The sequence below is a fragment of the Azospirillum agricola genome (genome assembly GCF_020005195.1).
Classification (GTDB): Bacteria; Pseudomonadota; Alphaproteobacteria; order Azospirillales; family Azospirillaceae; genus Azospirillum; species Azospirillum agricola.
Window position 1 is genome coordinate 242,503 of record NZ_JAIFZR010000008.1, and the last position, 9,767, is coordinate 252,269.

The following is a 9,767-nucleotide window of genomic DNA, read 5'->3' on the forward strand; positions in this document are numbered from 1 at the left end:
GCCTTGTCAAGGGCAGCTAACGTTTTCTAATTGGCGTATCCCGGAACTGGATGCGATCCCGGTCGCTCTGTCATCGGTCTCCAGTGACAGAGTTTGCCTCAGTCTGTGTTAGTGGGGGCTTCGCCCTTGCCGGGGGCAAGGCTTCCTCGCTTAGCGGCGCGGGGCCTTCCCCCGGCATCGAGCCGGGAGAAGACCATTGAACCGTATCGCCAGTTCATCACTCGCACCGCCCGCCCGGTGCATCAGCGGTTAAAAGGCGTGTGGCAAAATTGTATGAACGTGAACAAAATCTCATATTTTGAGCTTATTCGGCTTGCTATACAACCAACTTAAAAGGACACTTTTTATTGTATATGGCCCAAAGAGTGGGGATTGCAAATGGACTCTTCTTTTCCAAGAGATCGGCGGCATTTGATAAAATTTCGATCGTTTTCGGTATTGAACAGCCATCTGGCTGAGGGGGATCCCAAACAGGCGCTCGGCCTTGATTCCAATTGTTTAGAATTTCAGCATCCCTCCTAACAGCCTTAGCTATTCCAGATTCTTTTGTTGTGTAAAAATTAAACACATATGAAAGAAAACCCATGTCGACAGAACTCTCCTCTGCAATTTCTGCTATAGCGAATATTCTATATACTTTGGTTGCAATTTGTCAAGTTATTGTAACTTTTAAAATTGCTAAGAGCATTGAATCATCTTCTAAAAAGACTAGAGAAGTTGATATTGCAAAGAATTTGAACGAACAATGGCAAAGATTTAATTTGCTTACAGCAACGGACGAAAATTTCCGAGAATCTTGGCTAAAATTAGGTGTTGAAGAGGATGGTGATTATAGTGCTGAGGCAATTATATTTTATATTGTTAATATATTTTATGATGGATGGCATGCTGAGCTAAACGGTCAGATAGAGTCGAAATTCTTTGAGGTTATGCTAAAAGACCATGCAAATTTCCTTCTCCCTATAAGTGATAGAGTAATAAATATTCTTAAATCAAATAGAGGGTACGATCCGAGGTTTGTAAAAATGATGGGAGAAAAATTTCAAGAAGCAGCTAAAAAGAAAATTAAGATATGATAAAATAAAAATATTGAACTTCTATGTGTCTATACTATATCCAATAATATGAAATTAAATCTCTAAATCCTATCTTAGCATATTAATAGATTGAAGTGCTCTGTGCAGAGTTGTTCTGCTAACCCCAAGGTGCCGGGCCACGGCAGTTTTTGTCCGTCCTGGCTGTTCAAGGAGCTGCCGGGCCTGTTCAGCCTGTTGCGGCAGCAGCTTGCGCCGCCGCCCGACTGGCTCACCCCGCGCCTTGCGGGCTTGCATCCCGGCGCGGGTGCGTTCCGATACCAACTCGCGCTCGAACTCCGCAAAGGCGGCGAGGACGTGCAGCATGAGCCGTCCGCCGGGTGAGGTCGTGTCGATGTTGTCGTTGAGGGACAGGAAGCCGATGTCTCGTTCGCCGAGCGACTTGATCGTTTCGACCAGATGAATGAGTGACCGGCCGAGCCGATCAAGCTTCCACACCACCAGCACGTCACCGGGGTTGAGCGCGGTGAGCGCACGGTCGAGGTTAGGGCGGCGTACCGCCGCGCCGGATACACCGTGATCCTCGAACACGGTTTCGCAGCCTGCGCCCAGCAGGGCGCGGCGCTGTAAGTCCAAGCTCTGGTTTTCGGTCGAAACGCGGGCGTACCCGATCCTCATACGCTGACACTCCATAATTGCCACATGCATGCCAACGAGTAACCTTGCTGGATACAGGGCTACCGGATATAGTGAGTTCATGTGATCGAAACGGTTCCTTTTTGAACGCTTCGGCGCACGTCCTGAACTCCACTTACGATTATATGCATAAGTCTGGTTAATGCTTTGCTAGCACTTAACCACAGGCAGTCTTGTTTAGCTGTCCGGGGGTTGCCACATCATCCTGCTCCGGTGTCCGAAAGGGAACCCTTAAGCACAGCGCAGGTTGGGCTTTGGGGATCTTGCCGCCCGGTTGTTGAACCGACAAGCGCTATCCTGCGCCCTCGCTGGCGTGGTGACGCTCGGCCTTGCCGGTGGTGTGGCCCATGCTGACCAGAGTGAAGTTCAGCAACCCAGCTTTATCGGGCAGGTGGTCGCCGCTATCGCCCGGCATTTTCAGGAAACGGACGGCGCGACGGTTCGCTCGAACTGCGTCAATCGCTGGTACGGCGAAGACCCGGCGGCGGGTAATGCCGCCATCTTCCGCAACGCGGCCAAATTCCCCGATGAGGACCCCGCCCGCATCGTCATGGCGATGATGGAAAAGCGCTGTGGGCGCGACAAGGACGAGGGGATGAAACTCCTTCGTGAACGGGTGGCGAAGAAGGCCGAGGTGCTGGACGAAGCGACCCGACGCGCCAAGGAGCAGGCAGGGCACGAGCAGTCCAGCGCCGACGCCAATCTCAAGGCCGTGCAGGCGCGGGCATGGCGGCTCCCCGACGGTCGGCGGATTTACGAAGCGCAAGACGGAAGCGGCTGGCGGTTCGAGGACGGAAGTGCCGTCCCTGCCGGGCTGGCTGCGAAGCGCGTTCCGCCTCAATAGTCCGCCCCATCCGCTCAACCGACTTCCAGTTAATCCAGCCTCACCGGAGCTATCGGCAAAATGAAGATGATCGAGCGCATTCGCCGCCTGAAGCCTGCCGTGCTGGTTCAGCCGGGCAGCGTGACCCGCCTCATGAGTGGTCTGTTTTGTCTGGGGCTGGCGGGCTGTGGTGAAGGGTTGTCGGACTCGGATATCGAGGGGGCCGTCAATGACCATCTTATTTCCCAGAAGAGCGTCGAGCATTGCCTGACACAGGCAAAGATCAAGCAAACGAACAAGCCGGACAGGTTCGTGCTGGCCGAAGACGCCTTCATCGACTGGCAGGATATAGACGGCCTCATCATCGGAATTCTGATGAGTGACGGGTATCTGAATGTCCACACGGGCGGTTATCCCGGCGAGAGCGCCTTCAGGTTTTCGAAGCCCGGAATACCGGGCGCGCTCTATCAACCCAAATCTTCTGACGAGGTCTGGAATGCGCTGAAAGGCATCCGCTATGACGGCGCTGTGGCCGAGCTGACGGACAAGGCGAAGAGCGCGGGCGTGTGGCAGAACGGAACCGCCTGCCTGAAAGGGCGCTGGGTGTTTGGCAAGGTTTTGAACCGTACCGATCCGGCGGTGGACAAGGACGGCAAAATCGTTTCGCACATCAGCGTGAGGATCAAACTCAACTTCACGATGACGGCGAACAGCCCGGTCGAAAACAGACACGCGCTGGAGCTTTTCCGGGAAAAAGAGCTGAAAGCCGAGAAATATTCAGACGGCTGGCACTTCTACGAGCTGAAAAAAGGCTAGCAAGCCTTGCCACAGAACCTATGAGACGAGCGAGACATTCGCTCTTTGGCACTCATCCTCAATCATTCATCTATCGGGGGCTAATCATGATGAAGAGGGAGTTTGACTATGTTCCGGTAACGATTCACCGGCCTGACCCGTTCACGACGTGCCAGTATGAAACCAGATATGTTTGGGTTACGAGATATTATTACGAGGCGGACGGGAAGACAGAAACATATGTCATTGGTGGAGGTGGAGGCGACGAAAGCGGAGGCGGAATGGTGCTATTGTTAGGAGGGGTAGCACTTATAATCTATTTTATAGTCCAAGGAGATTTCTTTAACCCAAAGCCCGCCACGGCAGACACATGGCAAACCTTTTGGGAGGCGGTTTCTTTTTGTTACAGACATTCATTACATATTTTTCTCATATCGCTGAAGTTTGCGATATGGGATGTGAACGTCATGGTATGGAATGCTCTGATGCATGCTTCCCTGTCAGTTCATGACGTGTTTATGGATAGAAGTCGTAATTCAGTCTTCTCTTTTGAAACCATAGGCGGGGTGGCTTTTTTCCTGTATTTGACGGGAATTCCAATTGGCGTTGCCTTCGCAGCAAAATACATGGAAGAAAAATACCCTAAAGCGTTCGAGTGGGTTGTTGTCACGATTGTTGCTGCGATCCCGGTTGGTTTCCTGATCTTTCCCGGCCTTGCCGGGCTTTGCGGTTGGCTCGGTGTGCTTGCCTACCAGTCTTGGTAATGCCCCGATGACACCCGCCCGCCCGAGCGCCCCCACATGGCTGGCGAAGGGAGGGGCGGGTTTCTGCGCAGACTCTTCCTGTTCCTCTCCGTGGTCGGAGCTGATGAAGGCTTCGCCTCTGTCTCCTTGAGTAGGAGAGGGGCTGCGCCCCTGCCGGTGTAAAGCCTTCCCCACCACGCAGGCGGACAGCCAGGTATCCCCAACCTTCCTTCCTGTGGTCGTGCAGGCGGGCGATTCTCCTCCCGGCTATCCGGGCTTGACCCCGGACTCCCCGCTCCCCGGCGCGGGCCTCGCTTCGGGTTGCATGTGCAACCCGAACATGAGGAAAAGGGGAAAGAAAATGTCCAACACTGAAAGAGCCGATGCCTATACCCGCATCACCAACCGCATCATAGCCGATCTTGAGCAGGGGGTTCGGCCTTGGTTCAAACCTTGGAGTGCGGAGCATGCCGCCGGGCGGATCGTCAGGCCGCTCAGGCACAACGGCACGCCGTACCGTGGAATCAACACGCTCATGCTGTGGAGCGATGCCACGGAGAAGGGCTTTACCTGCCCGACATGGATGACATACCAGCAGGCCCAGCAACTCGGCGGACAGGTCCGGAAGGGCGAAGCTGGTTCGCTGGTCGTGTTCGCCGACCGCTTCACCCGTACCGAAACCACGGAAGCAGGGGACGAGATCGAGCGGGAAATCCCCTTCATGAAAGGTTATACCGTCTTCAACGGCGAGCAGATCGACGGCTTGCCCGAACAGTACCGGGCCATTGCGTCGCCGGTGCTTGATCCGGTGAAGCGGATCGAGCAGGCGGAACGTTTCTTCGCCGGAACCGGGGCCGACATCCGCCATGGCGGCAACCGAGCTTATTATGCCGCCCAGCCCGACTATGTGCAGATGCCGGAGTTCGTCACCTTCCGGGATGCCGAGAGCTATTACGCCACACTTGCCCATGAAACGACCCATTGGACGAAACACCCATCCCGGCTGAACCGCGATCTTGGCCGCAAGCGCTGGGGTGATGAAGGCTACGCAGCCGAAGAACTGGTTGCCGAGCTTGGTTCGGCCTTTCTATCCGCTGACCTCGGCCTTGCACCGGATGTGCGGGACGATCACGCTGCCTACATCGCATCATGGCTCAAGGTGCTGAAGGATGATAAGCGGGCGATCTTCACCGCTGCCGCACAGGCTCAACGGGCAGTCGATTACCTGCACGGGCTGCAATAGGCGATGGCTTGATGAGCAGCCCGACAAGCCGGGCTGTTTATCGAGAGCGAGCCCCAACCCTTTGCCCTATTCCCTGCTGTGGATAATCGGCCTGCCTACGCCGCCATGTGAGGGCACTTCGGCAGGCCGATTACCCACAGCCCGTTCACCGTCTGGACAAAATATATCATTTTTGATATGATGGTATCATGTGGACGGTAGAGACTCTCAATACGGTCGTTGATGCGGAGATTGCGGCGCTTCCGGCAGACCTGCGGGCGCGGCTGGTGCGAACCGCCAATCTTATTGAAGCGGTTGGTTTGCAGAACCTGCCGCACGACACGGTAAAGCATCTTGAGGGTAAGCTCTGGGAAATCCGCGTTAAAGCACCAAGTGGAATATCCCGTGCGATCTATGTTACCGCCACAGAAAAACGCGTCGTTATTGTTCGGGTGTTTGTAAAGAAGACACAGAAAACGCCGCGCCATGAATTGGAACTGGCCCGTGAGCGGGCGAAGGAGGTCACATGACCAGTATGAAAGACTTGCATGCGAACTTCATGAAGGATGCCGCCTATCGCGAGGCGTATGAAGCTCTTGAGGAGGAATTCACCCTCGCTCAAGCGATCATCGAAGCCCGGACGAATGCAGGGCTGACGCAGGAACAGCTTGCCGAGCGGATGGAAACGTCCCAGAGCGCCATTGCCCGGCTGGAAAGCGGCAAGGTCATTCCCTCGGCGCGGACGCTCACCCGCTTCGCCAGAGCGACAGGAACGCGCCTGCGGATCACCTTCGAGACGGAAAAGGGAGACAAGGGAGCAGGAACAGCAACGGGGGGCATTCCCTCACAGCTGTGACATATCATTTAGGTTCTCGCCGCCTGCCGCGCCCTTCGCTGCGGGTATTCTCGATGGCGCGGTCAGAACTAAGTTGAATAGGCGGCTTTTCTTTTTCGGCAGTGGTTCGGGATTGCTCTTGAACCGGCTTCTGCTGCTGGCCCTGCGTCTGGGTAAGCTGCGCCACATTCCGGTACAGCTCTTTCATGTTCTGGTCGTAAGCGCTCTTGGCTTCCCGGATGTCACGCTGAAGGGTGCGGCGGTCGGCCAATTGCTTGGCGATCAACGATTCCTTTTCCGCTTGGTCGCGCAAGCGGGCTTGCTGCGCCTGCTGTTCGTTCTCTTTTCTGATCTTGCCATAGCGCCCGGTGAATTTCTGCCACAGCCCCCACAGCCCCGTGGACAGCCGCGCCGCCCGTTCCTTGGTATCCCGCACCCGGCGTTGTTCGTGCTGTTCCTTGAGCTTTTGCCGTTCGGCCCGCTGCTGGCTGACCATCTCCCGGCGCTGGAGCGCCAGCCCGCCGCTTTGCTCGGCGAAGGCGCGTTCAGCGGTGCGGATGTCCTCGCGGATCGCCTCGGTCATCTTCTGGGCGATGGTCGCCTTGACCTGTTCGACCGAAGGCAGCTTGGCCGAGTCGCCCAGCCGGGCATTGACCGTCTTGGTCGGCGTGCCGACCGTGCGGGCAACGCTGTAGACCTCGCCCCGGAAATCGACCGCGACGAAGCCGCGCCGGTCGCCCTGCGCCAGCCAGAAGCCTTTCTCTTCCAGCGCTCGCGAGAAGGACACCAGCGAATCGGACGCCGCCCAGCTTTGCTGAAACAGGCTCTTGATCGTCTTCGGATCGAGGCCCGCCCGTTTCGCCTGCTGCCATTGCTCGCGGGTGAAGTTGAGCGGCGAGCGGTCGCGCTGGTCAACCAGCCCGTCAGGCATCCGCCAGTCATGCTTGACATAGAGGGCGCGGGAGATATCCCGCAGCTTCATCTTGAAGTGCGGCAGATTCACCGCCGTCATGGTGTTGGCCTTGATCCGCGACCAGACGCAGTGTGCATGCCGCCGCCCTTCCTTCTCATGGAAGACAATGACGCGAGGCTGGCCGGTCAGGCCGAGTTCCTTTTCCACCGTGCGGATAGCGTCCCTGAACGCCTTCTCAGGCACGTTTGCCGTTTGCGGCGGGTTGAGGCTCAGCGAGAACAGGAATTGACGGCAACGTGTCCCTTTGCTCAGGGCATAGGCTTCCCGAAACGCGCCGCGCAGATCGTCGGCGACGAAGCCGCGCAGCTCATGGACTTCGACATGCTCATTCTGATCGAGGCGCAGCAGGTGGCGAGCAAGCTCACCACCGCCACCCCGCTGGCTGGCCTTAAGGATCATCGCGCTTCCGCTGGCATCCCAAGAGCGCGAAGCAGTTCCACCCGCATGTGCTGGACATCGGCGCAGGCGTCACGGATGGCCTGTTCCGAGTCGGGCGTCACCTCCAGCGTGCCGGTGTTCACCGCCTTGGCAAGCTGGTTCAGATTGCTCGCCAGCTTGGATTGCCCCAGCGCCCCCAGCACCCGGCCCAAGGCTTCATGATCCTGCACAGGTGCCCGCCGATGACGCCGCGCATAGGCCACGTCGTCACCGAGAATGCGCCTGCGGATATAGCATCCGAGCGGTTCCGTCCCGGCAGCCGCCGCCAGTGCCGCCCGTTCCTCGAACGTCAGGCGCAGCGAGAACGGGGCAGGGGCTTTGCCGCGTTGCTTCCGCTTTGCCCCGACCTGTTCAGAGGCGGGGGCGTCGCCAAGGCTGGCGATGGAGTTGAAGGCATCTTTCACGGGCATGGCGGCACCAGCCGGTCAGACGCCTTGCGATGCTTCGCCCCCACTGCCGAGCGAGGCTTTTTCTCAGGTGGACAGGGAGCAGGGTTTTGGTGCTTCGTGACCCCCGTTCTATTGAAAAGCAAGGGGTTAGCAGAGCCGGTTATGTCCATTGCCTGCCACAGCAGGTTAAGGGGGTTGTCTGCCCCCGCAACCAAATCCAAGCCCCTGAAAACGAACAGTTTTCAGGGGCTTTCTGCATCCGGAGTCTGCCCTCTTCAGACCGCTTCCGGAATCAAACCGGAATCATTTGGATGGAAATGTCTGCGCAGAATAGCGTAGCACGCTGGGCAGGGTTGCGCGTATGGACGAGGAAAAGGACAACGAAGATCAAGCTGTAGCGCGCCGGATGGTTTGACGTGATCCGCCACATGGTTTGACGTTGTCCATCACGCTGGCGACGGGTAGGACGCGCCCGCCCGCGCCGCCTGGATCGCGGCCGGAGTGCCCGCCGCGCTGATGGCCTCGTTGATGCGCTCCCGCTCTCCCTCAATCTGCCTTCCCACAGTCTCCCAGGCGGCAGTCACGGCCTCCCACTCGCCGAGTACCTCAACGACGGTTACGGCACGCAGCTCGGCGCGGTCGCCTGCCCACGGGTAGGTGGCGGCGGTCGCATCAGCCGAGCGGCCGGCGGCGATCCAGCGCCCCACCTCCGCCTGCTTGGCGGCGTAGGTGGTTTCCTGCCCCGTGCCCGGCGTCAGGTAGCGCTCGCGCGCCTTGCCAGCCGCCGCGTTGTTGGCGGCGATGGCGGCGTCGCGAAGGATCGAGAGGTCGGGCGGAATGGTCGACCACGCCCGCGTCACCGCGCCGGTCCCCACCGTCACCACCGGGCCGGCCAACGCCTCACCAGGGCCGGGATCGGGCCGCGTGTCGATGACCGGCAGCCATCGCAAGCCCTTCGCTACCGCGAGAGCAGGGGGGGCGGCGTCAAAGTCCTGATACCGATCCATGCCATGATCGTTGCGGGCAATGGCACCCTCGGCAGTCACAAGCACGTACAACATCACAGCACCCTCATAGGACTGGGAACGGGCCGGTGGTCAAGGCATTGGGGATCGTCGCCCCGGTGTAACCGCGATTGTGCCGCGTCATCCGCATGGCGGCGACACGGCCCCGGAAAGGCGCCTGGAGAGCACTGGAGTTCAAGGCTCCGAAAATGGGTGGGACGGCAGCAGTGCCGCCCATGCGGGTCGGCGTGTCGGTGGTGGAGGCGACCAAGGCCCCGTTGACATACGTCCGGAACGACGTGGCGTCCTTAACCACCGCGCAGGCATACAGGTTGTTTGCCGCGATTGTTCCGGCGGGGCTATCGCTGGATTTGGTGCCCTCGGCGAAGGCGATCCCGTAGTTGAACGCTCGATGGCTACCGTCCGCGTTAATCACATCCAGATAGGAGTAATCGCTTGTGGAGTCCTGGTATTTTGAGAAGGTCGCCAAACCGCCGGTCAGGTCACCAACAAACCCGACCCACTCCATGCAATAGTTCGACCCATCGTAGATGAAGTCGGCGGACGGGTCGGAGTAGACGGCATAGGCAACGTTGCCGGGCATCACCAAGCTCTTGTAGCCCGGCCAGGGTGACGCGCCGAACTCCAAGGCGCCATTGGTGTAAACCGCGCGCTTGGCCGGGCCGTCGTCAATCGGCACAAGGTCGCTCGCCTGCGGCTGCACCAGCCACGTCACGTACGCGCGATACGGATCCTGTCCATTAGACGCCCGATCCGTCGAGCCGCCATACCCCACGCTTTCACACATCAGCATC

12 protein-coding genes are annotated in these 9,767 nt (G+C 58.2%); 7 read left to right on the plus strand and 5 right to left on the minus strand.

Annotated elements, in window-relative coordinates:
* The first annotated feature begins 584 nt into the window (after nt 1–584).
* Nucleotides 585–1,076, plus strand: coding sequence for a hypothetical protein (locus JN22_RS33410; protein ID WP_143269027.1), 492 nt, complete (start codon nt 585–587; stop codon nt 1,074–1,076).
* Between the two features lie 69 nt (nt 1,077–1,145).
* On the opposite strand, the gene JN22_RS33415 is transcribed toward JN22_RS33410, so the two are convergent.
* On the minus strand, nt 1,146–1,712 hold the full coding sequence (locus JN22_RS33415) for a recombinase family protein (protein ID WP_085558427.1): 567 nt from the start codon (nt 1,710–1,712) through the stop codon (nt 1,146–1,148).
* A 331-nt stretch (nt 1,713–2,043) separates the two neighbouring features.
* On the opposite strand from JN22_RS33415, the gene JN22_RS33420 reads away from it, so the two are divergent.
* From JN22_RS33420 to JN22_RS33445, 6 genes are all read left to right on the plus strand, one after another.
* Complete coding sequence (locus JN22_RS33420; RefSeq protein WP_085558202.1) at nt 2,044–2,574, plus strand: hypothetical protein; 531 nt, start codon at nt 2,044–2,046, stop codon at nt 2,572–2,574.
* A 60-nt stretch (nt 2,575–2,634) separates the two neighbouring features.
* The gene (locus JN22_RS33425) at nt 2,635–3,369 is read left to right on the plus strand and encodes a hypothetical protein (RefSeq protein WP_085558203.1); all 735 of its coding nucleotides are present in this window, start codon (nt 2,635–2,637) and stop codon (nt 3,367–3,369) included.
* Between the two features lie 86 nt (nt 3,370–3,455).
* Nucleotides 3,456–4,112, plus strand: coding sequence for a hypothetical protein (locus JN22_RS33430; protein WP_143269028.1), 657 nt, complete (start codon nt 3,456–3,458; stop codon nt 4,110–4,112).
* 340 nt (nt 4,113–4,452) lie between these two features.
* A complete protein-coding gene (locus JN22_RS33435) occupies nt 4,453–5,334 on the plus strand; it encodes an ArdC family protein (RefSeq protein WP_085558204.1) in 882 nt (293 codons plus the stop codon).
* Nucleotides 5,335–5,522: 188 nt separating this feature from the next.
* Nucleotides 5,523–5,843 (plus strand): type II toxin-antitoxin system RelE/ParE family toxin, encoded by a 321-nt coding sequence (locus JN22_RS33440; RefSeq protein ID WP_223678027.1) that lies wholly within the window; start codon nt 5,523–5,525, stop codon nt 5,841–5,843.
* The gene (locus tag JN22_RS33445; RefSeq protein WP_085558206.1) at nt 5,840–6,169 is read left to right on the plus strand and encodes a helix-turn-helix domain-containing protein; all 330 of its coding nucleotides are present in this window, start codon (nt 5,840–5,842) and stop codon (nt 6,167–6,169) included. The genes JN22_RS33440 and JN22_RS33445 overlap by 4 nt, the downstream gene beginning before the upstream one ends.
* A 4-nt stretch (nt 6,170–6,173) precedes the next feature.
* On the opposite strand, the gene JN22_RS33450 is transcribed toward JN22_RS33445, so the two are convergent.
* The 4 genes from JN22_RS33450 to JN22_RS33465 form a co-directional block, all read right to left on the minus strand.
* Complete coding sequence (locus JN22_RS33450; RefSeq protein ID WP_143269029.1) at nt 6,174–7,520, minus strand: relaxase/mobilization nuclease domain-containing protein; 1,347 nt, start codon at nt 7,518–7,520, stop codon at nt 6,174–6,176.
* Nucleotides 7,517–7,969, minus strand: a complete 453-nt coding sequence (locus JN22_RS33455) for a hypothetical protein (protein ID WP_223678028.1) — start codon at nt 7,967–7,969, stop codon at nt 7,517–7,519. Before JN22_RS33455 ends, JN22_RS33450 begins: the two co-directional genes overlap by 4 nt.
* A gap of 425 nt (nt 7,970–8,394) precedes the next feature.
* Complete coding sequence (locus JN22_RS33460; protein ID WP_085558207.1) at nt 8,395–9,009, minus strand: hypothetical protein; 615 nt, start codon at nt 9,007–9,009, stop codon at nt 8,395–8,397.
* Between the two features lie 10 nt (nt 9,010–9,019).
* Nucleotides 9,020–9,766: a LamG-like jellyroll fold domain-containing protein gene (locus JN22_RS33465; RefSeq protein ID WP_085558208.1), complete on the minus strand. Its 747-nt coding sequence runs from the start codon at nt 9,764–9,766 to the stop codon at nt 9,020–9,022.
* Between the last annotated feature and the right edge of the window lies 1 nt (nt 9,767).

What these genes read in the sequence shown, in the direction of transcription:
- JN22_RS33445 (WP_085558206.1), top strand. Translation starts at nt 5,840, where the DNA reads ATGACCAGTATGAAAGACTTGCATGCGAACTTCATGAAGGATGCCGCC.
- JN22_RS33450 (WP_143269029.1), bottom strand. Translation starts at nt 7,520, where the DNA reads ATGATCCTTAAGGCCAGCCAGCGGGGTGGCGGTGGTGAGCTTGCTCGC.
- JN22_RS33415 (WP_085558427.1), bottom strand. Translation starts at nt 1,712, where the DNA reads ATGAGGATCGGGTACGCCCGCGTTTCGACCGAAAACCAGAGCTTGGAC.
- JN22_RS33460 (WP_085558207.1), bottom strand. Translation starts at nt 9,009, where the DNA reads ATGTTGTACGTGCTTGTGACTGCCGAGGGTGCCATTGCCCGCAACGAT.
- JN22_RS33440 (WP_223678027.1), top strand. Translation starts at nt 5,523, where the DNA reads ATGTGGACGGTAGAGACTCTCAATACGGTCGTTGATGCGGAGATTGCG.
- JN22_RS33410 (WP_143269027.1), top strand. Translation starts at nt 585, where the DNA reads ATGTCGACAGAACTCTCCTCTGCAATTTCTGCTATAGCGAATATTCTA.
- JN22_RS33455 (WP_223678028.1), bottom strand. Translation starts at nt 7,969, where the DNA reads ATGCCCGTGAAAGATGCCTTCAACTCCATCGCCAGCCTTGGCGACGCC.
- JN22_RS33465 (WP_085558208.1), bottom strand. Translation starts at nt 9,766, where the DNA reads ATGCTGATGTGTGAAAGCGTGGGGTATGGCGGCTCGACGGATCGGGCG.
- JN22_RS33430 (WP_143269028.1), top strand. Translation starts at nt 3,456, where the DNA reads ATGATGAAGAGGGAGTTTGACTATGTTCCGGTAACGATTCACCGGCCT.
- JN22_RS33425 (WP_085558203.1), top strand. Translation starts at nt 2,635, where the DNA reads ATGAAGATGATCGAGCGCATTCGCCGCCTGAAGCCTGCCGTGCTGGTT.
- JN22_RS33435 (WP_085558204.1), top strand. Translation starts at nt 4,453, where the DNA reads ATGTCCAACACTGAAAGAGCCGATGCCTATACCCGCATCACCAACCGC.